Here is a 23,037-nt window from a genome sequence, read left to right as displayed (position 1 = left end):
GGACGGCCACCAGCACGACAGCGACGAGCAGGGCCAGTCCGCCGAGGAAGGTGACGAGCAGGGTCCGCATCGACGGGGCGAAGGCGCTCTGGCCCGAGCGGGCGATGAGCAGGAAGGACGCCAGGGAAGTCAGTTCCCAGCAGATGAACAGGACCGCCAGGTCGTCCGCGGTCACGAGCCCCACCATGGCCAGCGTGAACAGGGCCATCCCGAGGTAGAAGCTCAGGTTGGGGCCGGGGTCCAGGTACCGGGTGGAGTAGACGAGCACCACCGCGCCGATGAGCAGCGCGATCAGGGTGAAGACGCTCGAGACGGGGTCGGCCGAGAACGCCAGCCTGACGCCCTCTCCCCCACCGGGACCCCAGGAGGGAATCCACGGGATGGACCACGCGGCGGGTGAAGCGGCTGCGGCACCGCCGGCGCCGGCGCGGACCGCCGCCCCCTGGGCCAGGGCGGGCAGGTACGCCACGGCGGCGAGGGTGTAGACGGCCGCCAGGGGCCATCCGGCGTTGCGGCCCCACCACCGGCAGAAGAGGGGGGTGAGGACGAGTCCGACCGCAAGGAGGGCAAGGGTCATCGCGGTGGACATGCGTTCCACCCTAGCAATCCCGGGGCGCTCACATCCCTCTCGCGCGACCTTGACGCCGGTACGCTCGGTGGATCGCGGACCGGTCGGTGGCGCACCGGTCGGGATCCCGACCATGCGACTGTCGACCAGGAACGGAGACCCGCCGTGAACATCGTGCTGAGCATCGCCGGCATCCTGGTGATCCTGCTGGGGTTGCGGGACATGTTCAACAGCCTGTTGCACCCGAAGGGACAGGGGGCCTCAGCCGCTGGGTGCTCTACGCCTCCCTGACCACGCTGTCCACCGTGGGCTTCGGTGACGTCGTCGCCACCCAGCCGTGGATCCGGATGGCTGCCCCGGTCCAGGCATTGACCGGCTTCGCCCTGCTGAGGGCCGGACTGACGTGGTTCACGCAGGTGCACCCGCCGCTGTCACGCCGCAGGGCGCTCGCGCTGGCGCTGCGGGACAGCGCCCACCACTCGAAGGTCCCGGAACTCCCGGCAGGCGCCCCCCGGCTCTCAGCGGCCCTGGACCGACTGGGGTCCGTGCTGGCGGAGGACTTCGTGTCCGGTGACGACGCCGAGACCATCTTCGCCACCTACGCCGACGACCACCGGCGCCGCTGAACGGCGCACGGCCGAGACGGGCAGCACGACCGCGAGCAGCTCCTACGCGGCCGCATCCGCCAAGACCACCCGTCCCTGGTCAGGCGGGGAGCCCCTCCAGCAACCGGTGCACCGTGGGGCGGTAGCGTTCCGCGCTGACCTCCACGAGGTCCTCCAGCAGGGTGCGCAACCGGTGGGGCACCTGCAGGTCGTCCCCTCTGTGGACGATCTCCAGCAGGGCCAGCTCCACCAGTTCCGTGATGGCCTGGGGATGGTGCACCACGCGCACCCGGCCGGCGTCGTCGGCGATGTAGGGGCCGGGCGAGGCGCGCCGGACCAGCACGCGCAGGATCCGGTGGAGCTCGTCCAGGCACTGCACGGCCGTCGTCGGGTCGTTGACCCCCGGGGACAGGGCGCGGTTGCCGATGTCCACGAGTTGGCGGATGCCGAAGGCGACGTCCTGGCGCATCTCCCGCTGCGGGCCCAGCCCGATGTGCCGGTAGGGATCGCCCGGCCCGGAGGCCCCCTCCAGCCCGACGGCGGCTCCCCAGATCCGCAGCACGTGCTGCCCCTCCGCCAGGAACTGGCCCACCGGCCGGTCCAGCGTGACCACCACGTCCCGCTCCCGCGCCCAGCGGACCAGCCCCGCATAGTCCACGTGCGTGATCACGCCGTGCCGCGGTGCCTCCAGCCGGAGGTGCGGCGTGCCGGGATCCGGGGACCAGGTGGGACCGAACGCCGGGGCCTCGGCATCCGCGGACTCCGGGAACATCCGGTCGGCGAGCGCCACCGTCTGGTCACCGATCCGGGAGATGACGTGGGAGACCTGGATCGAGGTGGTGATGTGGTGGATGAAGGCCAGGAAGAACCCCATGGAGACCAGGACCAGCAGGAACGCCAGGGTCACGGAGACCTGGGGGACGAACTGCTCGGTGGAGTTGTCACCGCGCACGGACCGGGTCACGGTCAGGGCGAACACGAACGTGGAGATGAAGATGCCCAGCGTGGACTGCACCACCCGGTTCTGCAGGAACCCCCCGAGGACCCGCGGGGTGAACTGGCTGGACGCCAGCTGCAGCACCACCATGGTGATGGAGAAGACCAGCCCGGTCACCGAGATCATCGCCGTGGCGATCGTGCCCAGTAGTCCCCGGGCGCCGTCCGGACCGCCCTGGAAGACGTATTGCAGGTCGGTGGTCCCCCAGGAGTCCTCCACCTGGGGCAGGACGATGCCGAGGACCAGGAACACCAGGACGCAGGCCGCCGGCACGGCCCAGAACGGTTTCCACAGGCGGTTCCACCAGGTCGCCGGGGCCACCTCGGGGATCGAACCGCGGGCCCGGTGACCCGCGCTCGTCCCGCCCCGGCCCGGTGCCGGCGACGCGCCCGTCACGTCGTCCGTCGCCTCGTCCATGGCCTCATCCTTCCAGCCCGGCGGGGTCCCGCAACCAGGTGGTCAGCGCCCGGCAGGCCAGGTCCAGGTTCCCCATCTGGCAGTGCTGGTTGGCATACTCGGCCGCCGTGAACGTCCGCACGGTCAGGCTGCGGGCCGCCGTCAGCGCCCGGGCCTGGGCCCGGGCCAGGGCCGGCGGTTGGAACGCGCCGTGCTCCCCGCACATCAGCAGCACGTCCTGGCGCCCCGCCGTGCAGCAGCACCGTGGCCCCGGTGCCCGGGCCGTCCGCGGGTAGGCGGTAGGCGGGCAGCGCGGCCTGGGCGTAGGGCACCTCGTGGCGCACGACGCCGGTGCCCGCGAAGGCGGCGTCGTACGGGTCCCGGAGGCGCCGGTAGCGCGCGATCTTCTCCCCGGACCGCGGCGGCGTGAAGAACTCCGCCAGGCGCAGGTACCCCGCCGCGTGCCGGGTCCGGCCGGCGGCGTCCGCCCGGGCCGAGAGGTCCTCGAAGACGGGGACGCAGTCGGGTCCGGAGCGGATGCGGTCCACCGCGGCGAGGAGCTCGGCGCGGTCGGCAAAGCCCAGCGCGTGTGCCCGGTTGAACTGGTAGTTGAGGAAGTCCCTCCGGTGGAGGCGCTCGAACCCCACGGGCAGGGCCTCCAGGTCCCGGGACGCCACGCCCACAACCTACTGCGGTGCCGGGGACTGGACCAGCGGTGACCGCCCCGGGACGGGAGGAACTCGGCGGCCGGGAGGGTCGGCGTCGAGCCCGGCGTGGACTGCCCGCACCGGGCGGCGCTCACGCTGACCGGTGCGCCCCACCCTGATGGATCCGGCCCAGGACCTCCCGCACCGGGCCGGTGGCGTCCACCACGTCCCAGCCCCGGGAGGCAGCGCACCGCAGGTAGGCCGCGCGGGAGACCCGCAGGAAGTCCAGGTGCTCGTCGTCCTCGCCGCGGGCCGTGATGCGTGCGTGCGCGGTCTCGGCCGGGACGTCCAGGAGGACCACGGTGGCACGGCGCAGCAACCGGTCCGAGAGCCACGGCAGGACCCGGCCCGGAGGGAGCCCCCGGACCTGCCTGAGCACGAGCTGGCACACAAGGTGGCGGTCCATGACGACCAGCCCATCGGTGCGCGCCGCGCGGACATGGGAGAGCACGACATTGCAGGTGCGCACCGCCGTCTCGACCCGGTCCGCCCACCGGACGGGAAGCTCCGTGCCGACGCGGCGCCCCGCCCGGATGAGCCACCGGCGCCCGGAACGGTTGCGCATCACGAGTGCCCTGCGGCCCTCGCCCCGTTCCGCGGCGGCGAGGGCAGTGGCCGTGGTCGTCTTCCCGGAGCCGTCGATGCCCAGCAGCACGATGGTCCGGGGACCGCTGCCTCTGGCGTCGAGAGTGACCGGACCGGTATCGGGCGCGCTCCCGTCCGAGAAGTGACCGCAAGACTGCTGCATGGGGTCCTCCCGGTCGTCTCCCGTGGGCAGACCGAGAGTATCGGCCGTTGCTGGGTGGCCGCTGCGAGCTGGGTCAGAACAGGGTGACCCCCTGCTCCACGAGGATGCTGGTGCCGATCAGGACCATCAGGACTCCCGAGACCTTGACCACGGCGTTGCCCGCCCGCGGGCGCGAGCCCAGCAGCTGCCTGGCGAGCAGGGCCACCCCGAGGTAGATCACCGCGCAGTTGGCCACGTGCAGGCTGCCGAGGGTGAACATCTGGGCCGTGGAGGACCAGGCACCGGAGGCGGAGGTGAACTGGGGCAGCAGGGCCAGCAGCAACAGCAGGCCCTTGGGGTTGATCCCGCTAATCCCGGCGCCGCGGAAGAACTGGGACAACGGGCCGGTGCCGAGCGGTTGGTCGCTGGCGGTGATCGGCGGGGCCTGGGCCGTGAGCGTGGAGACGCCCAGGTAGAGTAGGTACATCGAGCCGATGACCGTCAGGGCGGTCAGTGTCATCGGGTACGCGGTGACCGCCGCCCCGGCCCCGACCGCGACGATGGTGACCACGAGCGCGTATCCGGAGGCCATGCCGGCCACGGAGGGCACCACGGAGCGGGCGCGCAGACCGGCCGAGATCGCGTAGGCCCAGTCGGCGCCGGGGGTCAGTGCCAACAGCAGGGCCACCAGCCAGAACTGGGCCATCAACGCCGTATCCATTGCGCTCGTCCTTCCGCTCCACCGTTCTGCCGGAGATCGTACGGAGGATCCTGCGAAATGTGCTTCGATGTGTTGTGTAGATCCGGGGGTTGAACGGGAGGATTCTCGGCATGGACGCGATCAACCGGGAGATCCTCTCCCTGCTGCAGGAGGACGGGCGCATGAGTGCGACCGCCCTGGCCCAGAAGGTGGGGCTGAGCCTGTCCGCCTGCCACCGCCGGCTGAAGGACCTCGAGCAGTCCGGCGCGATCGAGCGCTATCGCGCCGTGGTCTCCCCGGAGGCGATCGGCCTGCACTTCGAGGCGATCGTGTTCGTGACGATGGGCCGCACGGACGTGGAGACGGTCGCCGCTTTCGAGGCCGCCGTGCGCGAGGTACCCCAGATCGTCGAGGCGCAACGCCTCTTCGGCGACCCCGACTATTTGTTGCGCGTACTCACCCCCGACCTGGCGGCCTACCAGCGTCTCTACGACAGCGCCCTGGGCTCCCTGCCGGGCGTGCAGCGGCTCAGCTCGACGATGGTCATGAAGCGGGTGCGCAGTGGTCAGGCCATCCCGATCCCCTGAGACGCCGGGTGGGCAGGGAGGCGGGAGCAACCCGCACCCACCGGTGCGTCTATGGGTCTAGCGACGCAGCCTGGTCACTCGGACAAGGCATCGTAGCGGTGAAGGAACGCGGCGACTTCCGCACGGGTGATCTTCCGCCCCGGCTTGAAGGACCCATCGGCGTATCCTGCGGTGACACCCGTGTCCGCCAGCCAGGTGATGGCCCGCGCGTTGGCGCCCTCAGCCGACACGTCCGTGAACGGACCGTCCTGCGGGACCTCCACCTCCGGCTGATGCATGCGGTACAGGAAGGCGGCGAACTCGCCCCGGGACACCGGCCGGTTGGGCCGGAACGTCCCGTCTGCGTATCCCACCGAGATACCCTCCTCAGCGAACCACCCCACCGCGTTCCTGAACGCCAAGCGCACGTCGGCGAAGGGCACTCCGGTAGCGGTGACAGACTGCCCCGTCATCCGGTACAGGAACTGAGCAGTCTCCCCTCGACTGACGTTCTTGTCCTTCTTGAACGTCCCGTCCGCATAGCCGGCGGAAATGCCCTCGGCGGCCAGCCACTGCACGGGGGTGTAGAACGTCGAACCGGTCGGGTTGTCCGTGAAGTGGACCGTCTCCAGGGCCGGTGCCTTGGCCTCGACGCGGAGAGTGAAACTGAAGTCGTCACTCCCGGTGCCTTCGAAACCCAGGGTGTAGTCACCCCGGGCCTCGGGAGTGAATGTCATCTTGTTCCCCGCCACCGACATGTAGTCCATGCACTCGCTGGTCCTGGGATAGGCCTCACACGTCGTGAGCTCCACCGGGGCGCCGAAGGCGTCCAGCACCGGTGGCACCGCCACGGCGTCACCGACCTCAATGGTCTCGAACCGGTATTGACCGGCGAGGGACAGCTGGACATCCCCGCGATGCGCGAGCGTCTGCAGGGCCGAGGCATCCGTAATGGCGGCCCGTGTGGCCGTGAGGACGTCGAGATTGACCAGCCCAGCCAGCGGCGTGACATCCAAGACCCCGGTGTCTGAAATGTCCAGGGTACGCAGATTCGAGAGTGCTGCGACCGCAGAGATGTCCTCCAGCTCCCGATCAACGGACAGGGAAAGGAATTCGACCTGGGTGAGCTGCTCGAGTCCGGTCAGGCTCGGAGCGTTCTGGCCCTTGACGACGGCGTGAGCACCGCCCAGGTTCAGGCGTCGAAGACTCTCGGCCTTCGCCAGCGGAGCGACGTCCTCGATGAGGTTGCCGCTCAAGGTCAGTTCAGTGAGGTTCGTGAGGTTCGACAACGCCGAGATCTCGGTGATGTCGTTGAAGCCGAGATGCAACCACTCCAGGCGTGCGAGACCAGCCAGTGGTTCCAGGTCGACGACGCCGGTCAACCGCAGATCCAGGGATTCCAGTTGGGTGAGGTCGGACAACGGCGAAAGATCGGAGAAGTCGTTCTTCATCAAACTGATCGTCGTGGCACCGGTGAGGTGTTGCACCCCGGTGAGATCTTCAATGTGATAGGTACTGCGCCGCTTGGTGGACCCACAGTCCAGCTCCTCGATGGACGCCAGCTGCGCCTCGGTCAGCACCGCATCGACCGGCTGGTCGAGATGGACATTGAGGCACGTGCGCAGACCGGCATCGGGGACGTGGACCTCGCTGGCCTGGGCGACGGGCGCGGTGGTGGGGATGACGAGAGCCAGGGCGGCGCCGACAGACAGCGCCCTGGCCAGCAGGGTCTTCTTCATGGAGACGGATTCACTTTCTGGGGAAAGCCGGGGGGCGGGTTTGAACCTATCCCGCCCCTCACCGTGGTCCGCACAAAGAAGCCCCGCTGAGACCGTTGAAGCCCCGGAACAGGTGGAAGTCGAGTGGGGGGACAAGACGCCGGGGCCGGGGAACCGGTACCGACCAGTGGCGACCGTGCAGAGCCCCGGCTCAGCCCCGCTGGAACGCGACGATCCGCTCGATCGCCTCGCGGACGGCGTCGTGCCCGGCGGCGAAGGACAGGCGGATGTACTGGTCGCCGTGGGCGGTGTCGAAGTCGGTGCCCGGGGTGAGCGCCACGTGGGCCTGCTCCAGCAGGGCCTCACAGTAGGCCGTGGACGTCCCGTACTTCCGGAGCATCCGCTCCCCCGGTGTGGCGTAGAAGTAGAACGCGCCATCGGCCGGGGCCGCGTCCGTCCAGCCCAGCCGCTCCTGGTTGTCCAGCAGCAGCGCGCGGGCCCGGGCGAAGCCGGCCACCTGCTCGTCGCAGGCCGCATAGGATTCGTCAGCGAAGGCCTCCACCGCGGCGTACTGTGCCGCGGCCGGCGGACACAGGGACACCGACCCGGACAGCCCGCCGATCGCCGGTGCCAGGTCCTCGGGCATGAGCATCCAGCCGATCCGCCAGCCGGGCATGCCCCAGTACTTGGAGAAGGAGCTGATGACCATCGCCTCGGTCGAGTACTCCCAGGCGCAGACGCCGCGCTCGTCGCCCGGCTCGTCCCCGTCCCCGTCCCCGTCCCCATCCCCGTCCCCGCCCGCGGCCGCGCCGTCCGCGTAGGTGATGCCGTGGTAGATCTCGTCCGAGACCAGCCGCACGCTGTTCTCGTGGCACCACTCGGCCAGCGCCTTGACCTCGGCGCGGGTGGCCATGGTGCCGGTCGGGTTGTTCGGTGAGGCCAGGATGAGCCCGGCCAGCGGACCGTGGTCCGCCTCGGCCTGCTCGAGCAGTTCCGGGGTGGGCTGATAGCGGACCTCCGCACCGGCGTCGATCTCCACCACCTGGCAGCCCAGCGCCGTGAGGATGTTGCGGTAGGCGGCGTACCCGGGGCGGGCCATCGCCACCCGGTCCCCGGCATTGAAAGCGGCCAGGAACCCGGCCATGAACGCCCCCGAGGAACCGGTGGTCACGGCCACCCGTGCCGGGTCGACGTCCAGGCCGTACCACCGCCGGTAGTGCCCGGAGATGGCCTGGCGCAGCTCGGCGATGCCCAGGCTCGGCGTGTAGTTCAGCGCCCTGCCGGAGGCGTGGATCTCGGCGGCCCGCCGGTTCACAGCGGCCGGGGCTCCCCCGCCGGGTTCCCCGGCGCACAGGCTCACCACGTCGTGTCCGGCGGCGCGCAGCTCGCTCACCCGTCCGAGGATCGTCATCACCTCGAAGTCCGGCACCTGCGAGCGCGAGGACGGCCCCAGCGGACGGCGGGCGGGTGCGGTCCCGGCGGGGCCGGCGTCGGGCTGGTGTTCGGTGCGGTCTGCGCGCTGCTCGGCCATGCCCTGAGCCTAGCCAACGGGTGCCGAGAGGAACTCCCGGGCCACCTCCACCACCGCGCTCGCCCGCGCGGTCAGGGGCACCCGCTCCGACCAGGCGACCACCACGGGTTCGGCGTCCGGTGCCGGGGTGATGGGCAGGACCGCCAGCGGTCGGCCCTCCCGGCTCACCTCCACCTCGGCGCGCTGGAACTGGATCCCGTACCCCATCCCGCGCCCCACCAGGGAGTGCACCAGCTCGAAGTCCGTGGTCCGGTGCGCGACCCGGGGCCGCACGCCCCGCCGGCGCAGCAGCTCCAGGGTGTTCTGGCCGCTGGGCGGCAGGTCGAACATCACGAGCGGGTCCTCGGCGAGGTCGCGCAGGTCCACCGCCTGCTGCCCCGCCAGCGGGTGGTCCCGGGCCAGCACCACCCACGGGTGCGCCTCGAAGAGCGGCCTGCTCCCCAGCCCCGGTGGCAGGGCGACCTCGTAGGCGATCAGCAGGTCCAGCCGGCCGGCGTGCAGCATCTCCACGAGCTCGGCCGTGGTGCCCTCCTCGATGGTCAGGTCCACGTCCGGGTACCGCTGCGCGAGCCGCTCCCACAGCTCGGGCACCAGGGTGGGGGCGAGCGTGGAGTAGCACCCGACGGCGACCGGCCCGGACGGCGCACCCGCCCCTCCCCCACGCTCAGCCTCAGGTCGGTCGCCTGCCGCAGCAGCGCCCGGGCCCCATCGAGCAGGTGCGTCCCGGCCGGCGTCAGCGTCAGCCCCCGGGCCCGACGGCGGACGGCCAGGACCACGCCCAGGACCCCCTCCAGCTCGGTCACCGCCTGCGAGACCGCGTTCGGGGTGACGTACGCGCTCTGGGCGGCGGCCGCGAAGGATCCGTGCTCGGCGGCGGCGACGAACAGTTCGAGCTGGCGCAGGGTGAACCGGGGATCACCCTCGGGGCGCCGATCCCGACCGGTCTCCATAGCGCAGTCCTCCTGTGGTTGTTGAGCAGATCTTCTCAGTTGCACTGTAGTTGAGAGCCGGGTCACAGTAGGAGCCGAGACCATCCGTTCCGACGCCCAACGAGGAGGACCCCGTGACGACCGCCGCCCCACTGGCCGAGGCGTCCCGTCCGCACGGCACCGTCCCGGCCGGGGGCCTGGTCTGGGCCGTGCACGAGGGGTTCGTCGCCTACGTCTCACGCCTGGCCGACGGCCGCGTCGACGTGGACGGCGGCGCCGTCCGGCAACCGGACGGGGGCATCCTCTTCCCCCTCGCCCCGGACGGCCCCGCGCTGCACGGGACCGGGGCCGTGCACTTCACCGGCCATCACGGGCTGCTGGCCGTCACGCTCGCCAACCCCGCCGTCCTCGGGGCGGGCGGTTCCGCCGTCCTGTCCATCGACGACCCCTTCACCCCCGGTGAGCGGCTGGCCTTCGCGCGGCTTGGCGAACCCGCCTCCGGGCAGGCGGCCTGCTATCCGGCGCCACGCCTGACCGAGGAGGGAGCGGACCTCTTCGGCGGCCACTACCGCGAGGGCACGCCCCTCGCCCCGCTCCAGATCCAGATCCACTCCACCACCGCCACCGCCACCGCCACCGCAGACCAGGACGCCCGAGATGACTGACGCCGTCGCCCCCTTCCCCGCCCCGACCGCTCCTGGGCGGCCGACGCCCGAGGCCCCGGGCGCCCCCGCCGGGTCGCGGCCGGCCCCGGTGGCCGACTGGGTGACCATCCCGGAGCTCTACGAGGATCCGTTCCCGGTCTTCGAGCGGCTGCGCGCCGAGGGCGGGGTGCACTGGGTGCCGGCGGTGGGCCGCTACCTGGTCACTTCCTACGACGCCGTGCATGACACCGAGCTGGACCAGTCGACCTTCTCCGCGAACGAGCAGGGCTCGCTGATGATCCGCGCCATGGGCCACTCCATGCTGCGCAAGGACGACCCGGATCATGTCATCGAGCGCCGGGCCTGGCAGCCCGTGCTGCGCCCCTCCGTGGTCAAGCGCGCGTGGCGGCCCGTCTTCGAGCGCAACGCGGACCGCTACCTGGCCGAGTTGCGGGAGAAGGGCCCCGGGGCGGACCTGGTGTGGGACTTCGCCGCCCCCTTCGCCGCGGAGAACCTGCGCGCGATCACCGGGCTGCACAACGTCACCCAGCAGGACCTGCAGCGCTGGTCCCAGACTATGATCGACGCCACCGGGAACTACGCGGACGACCCCGAGGTGTGGGCCAGGGGTGAGGCGTCGTTCGATGAGGTCGACGCCGCCCTGGACGAGATGCTCGACTGGCACCGCGCCCACCCGGACGACTCCCTGCTATCCGCGCTCGTGGCCCTGCCGGACTACCAGATGCCGGTCGAGTCCATCCGGGCCAACCTGAAGATGACCATCGGCGGCGGCCTCAACGAGCCCCGCGACGCCATCGGCGTGGCGGCCTGGGCGCTGCTGCGGGACCCGGAACAGCGCCGCCTCGTGGAGGCCGACCCCACCCTGTGGGACGCCGTGTTCGACGAGGCCATCCGCTGGGTCGCCCCGATCGGCATGTACTCCCGCCAGACCACCCGGGACGTGGCCCTGCGCGGCGTCCACCTGCCCGCCGGGGCCAAGCTGGGCATCTGCCTGCTCTCGGCCAACCGGGACGAGTCCCAGTGGGCCGACCCCGCCCGCTTCGACATCCGCCGGACGGGCGAGGGAGCCCACCTGGCCTTCGGCAAGGGCGTGCACGTCTGCCTCGGCGCGTGGGTCGCGCGGGCCGAGGTGGCCGACGTCGCGCTGCCGAGACTGTTCGAGGCGCTGCCCGGACTGGACCTCATCCCCGGCCGCCCGGCCCGTGCCGGCGGCTGGGTGTTCCGCGGCATGGACGAGATGCCGGTGACCTGGACGGCCTCCCCCGGACGCGCCGGTGACGGCGCTGACCGCGCCGCAGCCCCCGCGCCGGCGCGGGACACGACGTCGGCTCCCGAGGTCGCACTGGACGGCGCGGCCCGCCCGCACGTCGCCGTCGTCGGGTCCGGGCCCGCGGGCTGCTTCACCGCCCAGGCGGTCCGGCGCCGCCTGCCCGAGGCACGGGTGACCGTCTTCGAGGCCCGGCCCGAGCCCTACGGGCTGGTGCGGTACGGGGTGGCCCCCGACCACCAGGGCACCAAGGCCGTGGCCGGCCAGTTCTCCCGGCTCTTCGAGCAGGACGGCGTGCGCTTCGTGGGTTCCACCCGGGTGCACACGGGTGCCGTGGCCGAGGACCTGGTCCTGCGCGGTCGCCCCGCCCAGCACGCCCCGGCCGTGCGGTCCCAGGACGCGGCCGGCGCCGAGCTCACCCTGGGGCAGGTGCGGGAGCATTTCGACGCCGTGGTGCTGGCCACCGGACTGCGCCAGGACGCGCCCCTGCAGGTGCCCGGGGCGGACCTGGCGGGTGTCATCGGCTCGGGCGAGTTGACCCGGTTGCTCAATGCGGAGCCGGAGACCTGCGCGGCCACCGGGTGGGCCGGTGCCGAGCCGGTCTCGCTGGGCCGGTCCGCGGCGGTGATCGGGATGGGCAACGTGGCCATGGACGTGGTCCGGCTGCTCGCCAAGACCGCGGCAGGCCTGGAGGGGTCCGACATCCATGACGCGGCCCACGCCACCCTGACCCGCCGCCTGGACACCGTGCACGTCATCGGCCGCTCGCTCCCGGCACGGGCCAGGTTCGACCCCGTGATGCTGCGGGAGATCCTGGACCTGCCCGGACTGGCGCACACCGTGCACGGCCCGGACGCGGACCAGCTGGCCGCGGCCGGGGACCCCCGGTCCGAGCTGATGGCCGAACTGGCGGTTACCGGGCGCGAGCCCACCGGCCCGGCCCGGTTCCAGGTCCACTGGTGGCTCGGCTACGCCCCGCGCGAGGTCGTGGGCGATGCGACCGGGGCCGTGGCCGGCGTCGAGGTCGCGCCGGGTAACGCGCCGGGTGATGCGCCGGACCGGGTCCGGATCCCGGTGGACAGCGTCATCACCGCCATCGGCTTCCAGGCCGGGGACGGTGAGCTCACCGCGGCGCTGGCCGGGATCACCGACCAGGCGCGGCAGAGCGGCCGGGTGGAACCGGGGCTGTACTTGGCCGGCTGGGCCCGCCGCGGCCCGCAGGGGACCATCCCCTCCCAGCGCAGCGATGCCCGGGACCTGGCCGAGGTGATCGCGGGTGACCTGGCGGCGGCCCGCGGTGCGGAGACGACGCTCGAGGAGGGACCCCGTTCCGGCCCCGGCAGCGGGGGTGCCGGCGACCGGCACGGGGGCAAGACCGGGCTCGTGGGCCTGCGCCCCTACCTGGGACGCGCCACCGACTACGAGGGCTGGCTGCGCCTGGACGCGCACGAGCGCGCCACAGCCGCCGAGGGGCGCGTGCGCACCAAGCTCCTGGACCGGCGGCGCATGCGGCTGATCGCCTCCTCGGCCACTGCCGGTTCGCTCTCGGGACCGGCCGGCGTCGGGAGCGGTGTCCGGACCGTCGCCGGAACCCGCGCGGCCGGGGCGAGTGCGGGGGCACAGGCCCGGACCGGCCGAGCCGACCTGCCGCCGCTGACCATCCTGTTCGCCACCGAGTCCGGCAATGCCGAACTGGTCGCGGAGGAACTGGCCGGGCACCTGGCCGACCGTTTCGCGGTGGAGGTCCTCGACCTCGCCGGGGCGGACCAGGCCGCTCCCGGCACCCTGGACCCTGCCCGGCCGTACCTGCTGGTCTGCTCGACCTACGGCGACGGCGAACTGCCCACCTCCGCCCGGGCCTTCCACGCCGCCCTGCTGGCGGCCCGGCCCGACCTGACCGGACTGCGGTTCGGGGTCTTCGGCCTCGGCGACCGGTCCTACCACTCCACGTACTCGCGCGGCTCGGAGATCCTCGACGAGGCCCTGCGTGCCTGCGGGGCGGAACGCGTCGGGACGTACGGCCGGCACGACGCCGCCGGCCGCGACCTCGCCACCGACCTCGCCCGTCCGTGGGCGGACGCCGTGGTGGCGGCGCTGACGACCACCGCGGTCGCCTCCTGATCGACGGATGCGCGGACCGGTCCTGCACCGCACGCCGGACCGGCCCTCACCGCACGGAGGGTGGCGCGACGAATGGTCCTAGGTGAGTCCGAGCCGGGCCTGGCCGGTCACGGTGGTGCTCTCACAGGCCACGGTGTCGCACGTGAACAGCAGGATCTGGACCGCTGCGTCGCCCTCGGTGAAGGCGAAGTCGCCGGCGGCCAGCAAGGCGACCTCCACGGCCTCCTGGCCCGCGGCGCAGGTCACGGTGTCGGAGATGGCACCGCCCGTGGCCACGTGGGCGCCGTCCACCTTCTGCACGACGTTGACGAGGAGGTCAGCGGTCCGGCCGGCCTCGCAGTCCAGGGTGACCGAGAGGCTCACGCCGGCGCCGCCGACCAGGAGCGTGCCCGTGTCCGGGACGGTGACGCTGGCAGCATGGGCGGCGGTGACACCGGCCAGGGCGGTGAGCACGGCGGTGCCTCCGGCCACCATGCAGGTACGCGACAGGGTCTTCATGATGGGTCCTCGGGAGAGTAGGGAGAGGTTCCGGTGTCTCATGAGGCGTGCAACCACGGAGCCGGGGGGCGAGGCCGCGGCTCGGCGCTGAGGGGTGGCGACAGCATAGGTCCGATTCGGCCCGGGAGGACAGGGCCGACCGCCCAGGCCCTTCCCGCGCACCCGTAGGACTACCCGGGAATGGCACCCCTGGACGGCGGGGCCGCGGAGGCGGATTCATGAGGGGCCTCACCGAAGATCTCCGCGACGGTGCCGATCGCGTTTCCCCTGACGTCGTACACGGTGACCTCATGCAGCGGGTCGGTTGTGGCGAAACTGTCCATCCTTCTGACTCCTGCCCTGATTGATCGTCCACTGCGAACCGGCGAGAGAGAGGATGCCGCGTCCGTCGTCACCTCACTGCGTGTGACGCCGCTCACAATCATACAGGTCGGATTGCCACCCTTCTCCCTTGTTTTCGACGGCCAGGGGAGGAGGAGACGCGGTTTCACCCTCGTCAGGAGTCGACATCCCATCGTGAGCCCGACGGAACGCGGAGGATGCAGTCGATGCACCGACTGATGAGAAGGTGCACTATCCGCCTCTTCATGAGTAAGCACCCGGGCAGGAAGAGTTCTGCACGGCCTCACGTCGGGGTGGAACGGGGACCTGGCGCAGATATGGACAAGACCATCCATCGGCCAGGTATCGGCGCTCGACCCGTGGCGCTCCCATCAGTCCAGGCGGCCGGACCACACGTGTTCGCCAGCGTCCACCCAGGATCCGCGTGGGCCCGCCACCCCGGCGTCCTGCACGCTCCCTCCGAGCACCCGCTGGTTGAGGCCCACTGGACTGGCGGGGCGACCGACTCCTCATGGCACGGCTCTGCACCCACGGCGTCAGCCGCCCCGACCCGGTCGACGCCGCCTACCGGGCCACCCAGGGGAGGCCGACACGGTCCGCGGCCGTGACGGGTGCTGCCAGAACCAGGACTGACCCGACGGGCCACGTGTGGTACCCGTACACCACGTGAACCCGACGTCAGGGTCCGCGAACCCCGCTAGTCTGCACATGTTCGGGGCCAGCGACTCTGACCACCACCTCGCACCCACGCCCAGGAGGCACTGCCCTATGCCGATCACGACCCGCCCGAGGGTGACCGCCGGCACGGCCACGTTCTTCCCGCAGGACAAGGCCTACATCCCGTTGCGCATGGCGCGGTGCGTGACCCAGCTGATGGCCCGCGACGGCGGGCACCAGGTCGCCGCGCGGGAGAAGTGCTCCCAGACCGACCTGGACGCGGCCCGGAAGACCATGGCCGGCAAACGTTCCTGATCGGCTGACGCCGCGACCGGCATGACGGATCATCCCCGCACACATGCTGATCAGGGGTACGGTGACGCCACCCCTGAGGCGCCAGCCGGACAGCCCTACTCCTCCGAGCGCACCCCCACCCAGATCCAGCGCATCCCCGGCGCCACCGGCCAGGGAACCCCGGACGGTCTGGACAGTGAGAACACCCCGGCCCCCGAGGCGTTCTCCGGTTCGCACGCCGCCACCGCGTTCACCCCCTGCGCCTACGACTTCTCCGACGCCCCACCGGCAGGCTCGTTCTATGCGGCCATCACCTGGATGGCGTGTAAGAACATCACCGCCGGATACTCCGACGGTTCGTTCGGCAAGACCCGGCAGATCACCCGCGGAGAGACCGCCCAGTTCCTGTACCGGCTCTCCGGGGAGAACCACTCCCCCGGTATCAAGCGGGACTTCAAGGACGTCAACCCCGGTGGGGCCGGGTTCACCGCGATCTCGTGGATGCAGGCCAAGGGATACTCGGCCGGGTATGCAAACGGTGCCTTCGGCATCAACGACCCGATCACCCGCGGCGAGCTGGCCTCGTTCATGTACAGGATGGGAGGGTCCGTCAAGGCCGAGGTGCCGACCAAGACCCCGTTCACCGACATGAAGACCACGACCCCGTTCTACAACGGGGCCGCGTGGCTCAAGGGCACCGGCATGGTCGGCGGGTACGCCGACGGCACGTTCCGGCCCAAGCGGTCCATCACTCGTGGGGAGACCGCGGCGTTCCTCTACGCCTTGGAGACGCATCTGCACGGCAAGCCCGCCCCACCGAAAGTGGCCCCGAAGCCGTACCCGAAGCCTGCCGCACCGGTGTCCACCACCTCGATGTGGACCAAGGTGTCCTCGGGGCTCTACCAGCAGGGAGACTACGGCTCGAAGACGCTGACCACCATCCCCGCCCAGGCCAAGGTCGCCAAGCTCGGCGCGTCCGGGTCGATGACGAAGGTGAAGTACGGGACGACCACCGGATGGGTGAACTCCTACTTCCTGACCGGTGGTGAGCCCGGTGGGACGCGCGAGCCGTACGCCTCCCCGAAGACCTACGCACAGGGTGTTCAGAACAACATCGCCAAGTGGTGCTGGGGCGTTCCGGTGGAGACCGGCCCCGGGACCAACGGGTACGCCACCATGAGGAGCCTGGGGTGGGGTGAGGACGTCATCGTCGAGGAGGAGATCTACGTGGGTGCCGATGCCCCGGTGAACTCTGACCTGTCGAAGGCAATCCAGATCCACGAATGCGCCCACATCCTGCAGTACCGGGCGTACAAGTACGACTCGGATGCCCTGGAGGCGGCCATGGACCGGGTCTACCCGAACGGGGCGCACCCTGGGGTGGAGCACATGGCCGACTGCATGGCCGATGCGATGGGCGCCAAGCGCACCGGCACGTTCACCCAGGACGGTTACATGTACTCGTACGTGGCCGGTTACGGCGGGACGTGCTCGAGCACCCAGCTGAACGCGGCGAAGAAGTTGATCGCCGGCAAGAAGGCCTGACCGGCATCCCCGCTCACGAGCTGACCGGAATCCGCATGTCGAGTGAAGTCTGCGCGGATTATGCCCAGGGGTGATCACCGTCAGGGGGCAGTTCCTCATGCCAGGCAGGCGGTGTGGGTGGTTGATCAGCCGAGGGTGGATTCGGTCCACGGTGAGGACTCGCTGATCCAGGGGAAGACCCAGGTCATCAGCCCGGTGATGATCAATCCCACGAGGATCACAGCCTGCAGGGTGCGTAACCACGGCGGTCCGGGTAGTCGCCGGAGGATCCAGGCGTACATTCCTCAAGCTCCTTCGAGTCCGGCTGTCCGGTTGACTGTTGTGCGGATCTCCGCTGGCGGATCAGTGTGGGCTGCTGAGAACGAGCTCTGTTCCAGGTGAACGACCATGCGCATGTCGGTGGTGAAGGGCGGATGGCACGTCGTGAGAGTCAGCAGCTTCTGCGTAGGATCCGCGCCGCTGTCTCCCGGTACTGGGAGGAGGACCTGGCTCTGCGACGGGTACACGATGTGCGTGCTGCGGTAGGCATAGGTGTAGATGCCCTTCTTGGTCTGTATGTAGGCCTTGTCGCCTTCCCTGAGTTGGTCCATGGCCCAGAACACCTGGCCGTGCGTCTGCCGGTGGCCGGCCAGGCCGATGTTTCCGATGTGGCCTGGCTGTTGAGTGCCTGGGTAGTGGCCGATACCGACAGAGTTCAGCACGTCCATGTCGATTCCCTCCGCGATGGGCTTGGCGTAATCCTGGCCAAAGCGTGGGACATAGAGGATGCCCCACACCTCCCCTTCCACCGGGGGGTCGTCCACAGGAAGCTCCGCAGCCTGCTGATGGCTCCACTGCCGGGTAGTCGCACTGACGACGGATGTCTGCTCGTGGTCAGCGGCACGGTTGGTCCACCACAATTGCCAGGCCACGAAGAGCAGCAGGATGACCCCAGCGGTGAGCAGGAGCTCGGCGAAACCCCTGGCAATAAAGGCGATAGAGCGTCGATCACGGGCTGGTGATCCAACAGGCCTGTATTCGATCACGGCACCCTCCCTTCGGTTGGCCCCACCACTGTGGGCTCGGACCTCTCATCCGACGTACGTACGGTGAGCAACCACGCGCAATATGTATGTCCCTTCCCGGGCCGCACCCGTCCCGCGCGGAGAGACAGGTGCGGCCTGAGGACCCGGGTGGGGGCGGGCGTCCAAGGAGGCGGCAGAGGAGGTCGACCGCGGCTGCACCAGGCAGCACGGCGATCAACCTGCCGGCCGGTCGCCTTAACGCTGGTCTGTGGGCGTCATGCCTGCATCCGAGTGGTCTTCGGCGTTGGGGGCCGTGTGACGACGCGGCACGATGCGCAGAATGGCCATGCCGAGCGCGAGCAGGGCAAACGCCGCAAGTACGAACCAGAAGACGTCCGCACCTGTCATTGCGAGTCCACCGGTGCCGGCAGCCAACCCGGCGGCCATGGGAACGGAAGGGTTGTCGTACATGGGTAGTCACCATGCTTTCTTGCGGTTGAGGGCAGCATCGAAGTAGGCCTTGGCGTGAACGAGTTGGAGGAAGAGATCCACGGTGAGTTCGTACATGGTCGCGGCCAGGACCATGTACCTCCAGCCCCGGTACCGGATGGTCACGATGCGTTCGAGGATGAAGACCGCGGTGACACCCAGCCAGAACGGATGGACGAAGAGCCCATGGTCGATGACCACGGCGTAGACGATGGATCCGAGGTAGGCGAACGTGACCAACACGCCCAGCAGCGTCAGCAACTGCCGACCCCAGTAGGCGGCCGTGACCTTCGTGAACCCGTATTGGAAGCAGTTCTCGATTGCTCCCCGCTTCCAGCGGAGGCGCTGGTTCCACAGTTCGCGCCAGGTCGGCATCACCTCCGTGACCAATCGGCATTCGGCCGGAGAGAGGATGTCATAGTCCAGGGTCATCAGGGCGAAGGACAGTTCGTTGTCCTCGGTGAGCACTGAGGTGTCATAAACCCCACCGTTTCCGTCCCCGCTGGGCAGGGCACCCTCGAGGCGGGCCTGGACGACGTGGCGCAAGGTCTTGGCGCGGAACAACGCCGCGGTCCCGGTGACCACCAGGCACTTGCCGTTGAGCCGATAGACATCCCGGGCGTACCGGGCGTACTCGTTGCGCTGCAGATGACCGACGAAACCGCCCCCGGGGCCTCCGGAGAACACCCCGCCGACTGCGCCCAGGTTCGGGGCCCGGTCAAGATGCCATTCGGCGTTACGGATGAATAACGGGTCCAGGATCGAGTCCGCGTCCTGAATCAGGAGCAGATCGTCATCGTCGAGGCCCGGCAGGTACTGGCGCAGTGCCTGATTCAGCGCACCGGCTTTCTTGTCGGTATTGCCCACCGTCTCAAAGACGCCCGCACCGTAGGCGCGAGCAATCGTCACGGTGTCATCGGCGCAGTTGTCTGCGACCACGACGATCTCATCGGGCACCCGCGCCTGAGACCGCAGGCCCTCAATCGTTTGGGCGATGTTCGATTCTTCATTGTGGGCAGGGACGAGGACGATCACTCGTGCCGACGATCGAAACGAGTCTTCAGGCTCTTGGCGTGATGAGGGAGCGAACCCGCTCGTCACTGAGGCCTGCGGGGCGGTGGTTAGGGGCGTAGTGGTTGGAGCGGAGACATCAGGACCGCTTTTCGGGTTCCCGGACGCAACCGCAGGACGGTGAATTATTGAATTGGTGGCGAAGCCCAATGGGCCCTCCTTGGAGACGGTACAACTGGGAGCCGCGCCACCCAAGGGGGATCAAAGGTGGCACAACTGGGAGCCGCGCCACCCAAGGGGGATCAAAGGTGGCACAACTGGGAGCCGCGCCACCCAAGGGGGATCAAAGGTGGCACAACGGTGCGGTAGGGCGGAGGTTAGGCAGAAATGGCAATACGTCGGGGGATACAACGACTGTCATCCGCGTCCTCAGCGGCAGGTGTACCGCACGACGGTGACCCTTCAGTCTGCGACTGGGTCTACCGGAAGGACATCGATGCTGGTCAACTCGGCAGGACGGTCACGTCCAGACCGGTCGCAAGTACGCTCTTGGTCATTCTTCTATGTCATACCCCTCTGGTATCGATCGTCGCCGGCGCTGGCGGGGATGCCGGCAGCAGGCGTCGATGCTAGGACGGTCACGGAAGCGGGGTAGGACCTGGACGGGGATGTCCATGCCGCCACCGACTTCCTGATGACTCTGAGTTCACCACCCCCGCCTCAACAAACTTGGCGATTTCGCCTGAGCATTCGCCAAAGATTTCCCGTAGATTCCTGTCACTCTGATAAGGACATCTCGAGGTTCGGGATTGGCTTTTCTCAAGATCCCTAGGACCGGAGAGGCGCGTGACACTAACGACTCCGGGCCTGGTCCGCGCACGGGACCAGACGAGACCTGCACACGTGGCCGTGGCGCGGCCAGAACCCCCGGGCCGCTTCGGCGGCATTGTGCGCACCGTGCACGGCCAGGGCTACCGCGTCCACGGTCACCCCGAGGTCACCGGGTGGTCCACCCCACAACACAACCTGTGAACCACCCCGGGCGCGACGTCAGAAGTGCGCTCGCTGATCGACCAAGCAACGGCACCACTGCCGTAAGGGGTCGACTTACGGAACGGGGCCTCGCCCACCAGTAAGTTCCGTTCTGCCGCATCCTGATATCCCTGCAGTCGACTCCCGCGAATGTCGGCAGCTGTGGGCGACGGCCGAGCCTCAGTCCCTTACCATCCTGCTCCTAGGGAATCTGTCGAGATGTGCCCGTGGTGCGCGGCGGTGTGTGATCCTTGCCTGTCACGCCTACGGCCTGGGCGGAGTCGCCACCATGCCCTCACGGAGGACCACCCACGGGCGATCGGGTCTTGTGCTGCGGGCCGCCCACGCCTACACGTGTGGACCTTTGGTCAATGGTGCTACCTAGTCAGGGATTCATACTATGAGCGGCATGGGTGTCGTGGAGTGGCGGGAGACCTTCGTGAGGGGGGCCTTGACCTATGCGGTGCTGCTGCTCCTCGCCGAGGCGCCCGCCCACGGTTACGCGGTACTGCAGCGGATGCGGGAGCGGGGACTCGGCCACTGGCGGGGCGGGACGGTCTACCCCGTCCTGGCCCGCCTCGAGGCCCAGGGGCTCCTGGAGTCCTCGTGGGACACCACGGAGCCGGGGCCAGCGCGCAAGGTGTACTCCCTGACCCCCCAGGGCAGCCGGGAACTGGATGACGCCCGGCAGGCCTGGCGGGAGGTCGAGGCCAACCTGCATCGTGACGACAAGAGCGGAGTGACCCATGTTTGACTACCAGGACCGGCTGTCGGCGGCGCTGAGAGCCCGAGGGGCGGACGAGGATCTCGTGCGCTCCACGGTGCGGGAGCTGGAGCCTTTCGACGAGCGCGAGCTGGTCTCTGAGTTCGGCGAGCCCGAGGAGTACGCCGCCCGGGTGGCGCCCGAAGCGAGGCGCAAGCCGCGCGTCGGGCTGATCCTCCTCGGCCTCCTCGTGGCCGTCGTGCTCGCGATCGGCCTGCCGGTGATGGCGACCGCCGAGGTGCCCGGGGCTGGAGCCGTGGCGCCCTTCGCCCCCGTGCTGGCCCTGCTCGCGCTGGCCGCAGGGGTGATTGCCGAGTTCCTCCGCTACCTCGCCGGTGGCCGGGGGCCGCAGTAGGCCGCCGCTCACCGGGACCGGAGAGGCGGACCCGGGCCGAGGGGCGGCGAGCCCGCCTGCCCGGGGAGGCCACGACGGCGCCCTGCCAGCCGGGCGCCGTCGTGGTCCGCGGTCAGTTCAGGCCCAGCACCCAGAGCAGGGCGTCGTAGACGGCGTTGCCCGTCACGCCGCCGGCGGCGCCGAGGGTCACCTTGATCCAGTTCGGAACGCTGTTGTTCCACCAGGAGACGAACGTGCTCCGGACCTGGTTGACCTTGGTGATGATGGCTCGGTGCCAGGTCACCGCGGTCCTCTTGAGCACCGCCATCCCGGCCCGGACCGCGAGTCGGATGCCCAGGGCAGGCAGCGCGTTGGTGGAGGCCGAGCGGGGGGTGGTCTTGGTGGCCTCCGCCCCGGGCAGGTTGATGACCGTGCCGGGCGAGGTCGATCCGGCGGCCGGCAGGGTGACGCTGGTCGAGGTGGTGGACGGTGCGGGCGCCGTGGTGGAGGCGCTGGCCGGGGCGACCATCACCCCGCCGAGTGACAGCGCGCCCACGAGGGCGATCGAGATGGTGGCTTTCCGGGCACGACGAGTAGACCTGCTGTTCTTGGTTCCCCTCCACGGGTGATGCCGGTGCGGTGATGTGATCAGGTTTGACCCGGGCGGCAGCCCAGATGCTCTGGAGCGTAATCATCCCTTGTCAGCGGGAGAATTGGACGTTCGTCCAGTGTTCGCGTGCGCCTTTGCTCCCCGGCGTCCGGTGTTTCAGTGCTCCCAGACCTGCGGGCCCCGGTGGGTTGTTCCTGCGTGGTGCCGGGAGGGTGGCCCGGCGCGTCCGGTCTCTGCTCAGCCTCTGTTCGGGGGTGCGTGCAGACGCGCCCCCAGGAACCGATCCGCTTACGGGCCGCCGTACATGCAGCAGTCTGTGATCCCAACGAGCGGGTGTCGTAAGCCGTTCCTTTGATGCGATGCCCGACACGGCGCCCCAGGTCCGGGAAGTTGGGCAAAGTAGACTGACGCCGCCGCTGGCCGGACCTCAGGCGTCAATATTCGCCGGGGGCAGGTTGCCTGAGGGGTTCAATCCGTTCCGTACGCGCCGGCCTAGTGAACGTTCTAAGTCTCGTAGCAGAGGAGCACGACCGTGTCCGACGCAGAAGGCACATCTGCCCGACCGCCCCACCAGTCCGCCGAGCGCCGCCTCGAGCGCACCCGCCTCGGCGGGACCGACCCGGCCGTGGACCGCCGGCGAATCCGGCAGAGTCGTGAGGACGAGTTCCGCGCCCCTCTCACCAGTAGCGAACTGGTCCGGGGGCCGGCCGAGATCAACGTCGACACCACCCCGCGGGTCAACTGGCGGGTTCTGGTCATCTCCTCGGCGATCATCATCGCGTTCTCCGTGTGGGCAATGCTCGCCCCGTCCAACGCCTCGTCCGTGATGCAGTCCGTGGTCACCTGGGTCGCCACCAACCTCGGCTGGTACTACGTGGTCACGGTCGTCGCCGTGATCGTGTTCATCTTGTGGGTGGCGCTGTCCAAGGAGGGCAACGTCCGGCTCGGACCGGACCACTCC

At 69.9% G+C, this 23,037-nt stretch carries 25 protein-coding genes; 10 read left to right on the top strand and 15 right to left on the bottom strand.

All coding sequences use genetic code 11. From position 1 onward, the window contains the following. The coding region (locus CITRI_RS0115045; RefSeq protein ID WP_010145757.1) for a proton-conducting transporter membrane subunit at positions 1–589 on the bottom strand (589 nt) is incomplete at its 3' end. Positions 590–733: 144 nt separating this feature from the next. On the opposite strand from CITRI_RS0115045, the gene CITRI_RS20445 reads away from it, so the two are divergent. Both CITRI_RS20445 and CITRI_RS0115035 read left to right on the top strand, forming a co-directional pair. Beyond that, entirely contained in the window at positions 734–859 is a 126-nt protein-coding gene (locus CITRI_RS20445; RefSeq protein WP_255347904.1) for a hypothetical protein, read from the top strand. Then, the gene (locus CITRI_RS0115035; RefSeq protein WP_010145756.1) at positions 841–1,194 is read left to right on the top strand and encodes a potassium channel family protein; all 354 of its coding nucleotides are present in this window, start codon (positions 841–843) and stop codon (positions 1,192–1,194) included. Before CITRI_RS20445 ends, CITRI_RS0115035 begins: the two co-directional genes overlap by 19 nt. 79 nt (positions 1,195–1,273) lie before the next feature. Here the strand turns inward: CITRI_RS0115035 and CITRI_RS0115030 are convergent, their stop codons facing one another. The 4 genes from CITRI_RS0115030 to CITRI_RS0115015 all read right to left on the bottom strand — a co-directional run bounded on the left by CITRI_RS0115030 (position 1,274) and on the right by CITRI_RS0115015 (position 4,721). Continuing rightward, on the bottom strand, positions 1,274–2,587 hold the full coding sequence (locus CITRI_RS0115030) for a DUF2254 domain-containing protein (protein ID WP_010145755.1): 1,314 nt from the start codon (positions 2,585–2,587) through the stop codon (positions 1,274–1,276). A 4-nt stretch (positions 2,588–2,591) separates the two neighbouring features. After that, positions 2,592–2,801 carry a hypothetical protein gene (locus tag CITRI_RS0115025; RefSeq protein WP_029139389.1) on the bottom strand — a complete coding sequence of 70 codons (210 nt, stop codon included), beginning with the start codon at positions 2,799–2,801 and terminating at the stop codon, positions 2,592–2,594. Positions 2,802–3,364: 563 nt separating this feature from the next. Next, positions 3,365–4,021 carry an AAA family ATPase gene (locus CITRI_RS0115020; protein WP_141566145.1) on the bottom strand — a complete coding sequence of 219 codons (657 nt, stop codon included), beginning with the start codon at positions 4,019–4,021 and terminating at the stop codon, positions 3,365–3,367. A 73-nt stretch (positions 4,022–4,094) separates the two neighbouring features. After that, a complete protein-coding gene (locus CITRI_RS0115015; RefSeq protein WP_010145752.1) occupies positions 4,095–4,721 on the bottom strand; it encodes a LysE family translocator in 627 nt (208 codons plus the stop codon). Between the two features lie 110 nt (positions 4,722–4,831). On the opposite strand from CITRI_RS0115015, the gene CITRI_RS0115010 reads away from it, so the two are divergent. After that, positions 4,832–5,287 (top strand): Lrp/AsnC family transcriptional regulator, encoded by a 456-nt coding sequence (locus CITRI_RS0115010; RefSeq protein ID WP_010145751.1) that lies wholly within the window; start codon positions 4,832–4,834, stop codon positions 5,285–5,287. A 74-nt stretch (positions 5,288–5,361) separates the two neighbouring features. On the opposite strand, the gene CITRI_RS18615 is transcribed toward CITRI_RS0115010, so the two are convergent. The 4 genes from CITRI_RS18615 to CITRI_RS18610 form a co-directional block, all read right to left on the bottom strand. Beyond that, positions 5,362–7,005, bottom strand: a complete 1,644-nt coding sequence (locus CITRI_RS18615; protein WP_010145750.1) for an S-layer homology domain-containing protein — start codon at positions 7,003–7,005, stop codon at positions 5,362–5,364. Positions 7,006–7,195: 190 nt separating this feature from the next. After that, positions 7,196–8,515 (bottom strand): aminotransferase class I/II-fold pyridoxal phosphate-dependent enzyme, encoded by a 1,320-nt coding sequence (locus tag CITRI_RS0115000; RefSeq protein ID WP_010145747.1) that lies wholly within the window; start codon positions 8,513–8,515, stop codon positions 7,196–7,198. Positions 8,516–8,524: 9 nt separating this feature from the next. Continuing rightward, a complete protein-coding gene (locus CITRI_RS18110) occupies positions 8,525–9,106 on the bottom strand; it encodes a LysR substrate-binding domain-containing protein (RefSeq protein ID WP_050813717.1) in 582 nt (193 codons plus the stop codon). Continuing rightward, positions 9,055–9,465 (bottom strand): LysR family transcriptional regulator, encoded by a 411-nt coding sequence (locus tag CITRI_RS18610; RefSeq protein WP_010145744.1) that lies wholly within the window; start codon positions 9,463–9,465, stop codon positions 9,055–9,057. The genes CITRI_RS18110 and CITRI_RS18610 overlap by 52 nt, the downstream gene beginning before the upstream one ends. Before the next feature lie 113 nt (positions 9,466–9,578). Here CITRI_RS18610 and CITRI_RS0114990 point away from each other — a divergent pair, with 113 nt between their 5' ends. Together CITRI_RS0114990 and CITRI_RS0114985 are read left to right on the top strand one after the other, a co-directional pair. Continuing rightward, positions 9,579–10,109: an HtaA domain-containing protein gene (locus CITRI_RS0114990; protein ID WP_010145743.1), complete on the top strand. Its 531-nt coding sequence runs from the start codon at positions 9,579–9,581 to the stop codon at positions 10,107–10,109. Next, a complete protein-coding gene (locus CITRI_RS0114985) occupies positions 10,102–13,497 on the top strand; it encodes a cytochrome P450 (RefSeq protein ID WP_010145742.1) in 3,396 nt (1,131 codons plus the stop codon). Before CITRI_RS0114990 ends, CITRI_RS0114985 begins: the two co-directional genes overlap by 8 nt. 78 nt (positions 13,498–13,575) lie before the next feature. On the opposite strand, the gene CITRI_RS0114980 is transcribed toward CITRI_RS0114985, so the two are convergent. Beyond that, complete coding sequence (locus CITRI_RS0114980; RefSeq protein WP_010145741.1) at positions 13,576–13,995, bottom strand: hypothetical protein; 420 nt, start codon at positions 13,993–13,995, stop codon at positions 13,576–13,578. A gap of 1,110 nt (positions 13,996–15,105) precedes the next feature. Here CITRI_RS0114980 and CITRI_RS0114965 point away from each other — a divergent pair. Beyond that, positions 15,106–15,309: a hypothetical protein gene (locus CITRI_RS0114965; RefSeq protein WP_010145739.1), complete on the top strand. Its 204-nt coding sequence runs from the start codon at positions 15,106–15,108 to the stop codon at positions 15,307–15,309. Positions 15,310–15,330: 21 nt separating this feature from the next. Continuing rightward, positions 15,331–16,833 (top strand): S-layer homology domain-containing protein, encoded by a 1,503-nt coding sequence (locus CITRI_RS0114960; RefSeq protein WP_010145738.1) that lies wholly within the window; start codon positions 15,331–15,333, stop codon positions 16,831–16,833. Positions 16,834–16,958: 125 nt separating this feature from the next. Here CITRI_RS0114960 and CITRI_RS19830 read toward each other — a convergent pair whose 3' ends face one another. From CITRI_RS19830 to CITRI_RS0114940, 4 genes are all read right to left on the bottom strand, one after another. Further along, on the bottom strand, positions 16,959–17,114 hold the full coding sequence (locus CITRI_RS19830; RefSeq protein WP_029139387.1) for a hypothetical protein: 156 nt from the start codon (positions 17,112–17,114) through the stop codon (positions 16,959–16,961). 3 nt (positions 17,115–17,117) lie between these two features. Then, on the bottom strand, positions 17,118–17,858 hold the full coding sequence (locus tag CITRI_RS0114950; RefSeq protein ID WP_010145737.1) for a class E sortase: 741 nt from the start codon (positions 17,856–17,858) through the stop codon (positions 17,118–17,120). Positions 17,859–18,092: 234 nt separating this feature from the next. Further along, positions 18,093–18,308 carry a hypothetical protein gene (locus CITRI_RS18105; protein ID WP_010145736.1) on the bottom strand — a complete coding sequence of 72 codons (216 nt, stop codon included), beginning with the start codon at positions 18,306–18,308 and terminating at the stop codon, positions 18,093–18,095. A gap of 6 nt (positions 18,309–18,314) precedes the next feature. Next, positions 18,315–19,361, bottom strand: a complete 1,047-nt coding sequence (locus CITRI_RS0114940; protein ID WP_237709088.1) for a glycosyltransferase family 2 protein — start codon at positions 19,359–19,361, stop codon at positions 18,315–18,317. A gap of 1,417 nt (positions 19,362–20,778) precedes the next feature. On the opposite strand from CITRI_RS0114940, the gene CITRI_RS18100 reads away from it, so the two are divergent. Then, positions 20,779–21,123 carry a PadR family transcriptional regulator gene (locus tag CITRI_RS18100; RefSeq protein WP_237709087.1) on the top strand — a complete coding sequence of 115 codons (345 nt, stop codon included), beginning with the start codon at positions 20,779–20,781 and terminating at the stop codon, positions 21,121–21,123. Continuing rightward, on the top strand, positions 21,116–21,487 hold the full coding sequence (locus CITRI_RS18095) for a hypothetical protein (protein WP_010145733.1): 372 nt from the start codon (positions 21,116–21,118) through the stop codon (positions 21,485–21,487). The genes CITRI_RS18100 and CITRI_RS18095 overlap by 8 nt, the downstream gene beginning before the upstream one ends. Positions 21,488–21,599: 112 nt before the next feature. On the opposite strand, the gene CITRI_RS0114925 is transcribed toward CITRI_RS18095, so the two are convergent. Beyond that, the gene (locus tag CITRI_RS0114925) at positions 21,600–22,022 is read right to left on the bottom strand and encodes a hypothetical protein (RefSeq protein ID WP_010145732.1); all 423 of its coding nucleotides are present in this window, start codon (positions 22,020–22,022) and stop codon (positions 21,600–21,602) included. A 586-nt stretch (positions 22,023–22,608) separates the two neighbouring features. On the opposite strand from CITRI_RS0114925, the gene CITRI_RS18090 reads away from it, so the two are divergent. Further along, positions 22,609–23,037: BCCT family transporter (locus CITRI_RS18090; protein ID WP_010145730.1), on the top strand; the 429-nt coding region annotated here is incomplete at its 3' end.

The organism is Citricoccus sp. CH26A (genome assembly GCF_000224415.1).
Classification (GTDB): Bacteria; Actinomycetota; Actinomycetes; order Actinomycetales; family Micrococcaceae; genus Citricoccus.
The sequence above is the reverse complement of the archived record's forward strand: the minus strand, read 5'-3'. Positions and strand labels throughout refer to the sequence as shown.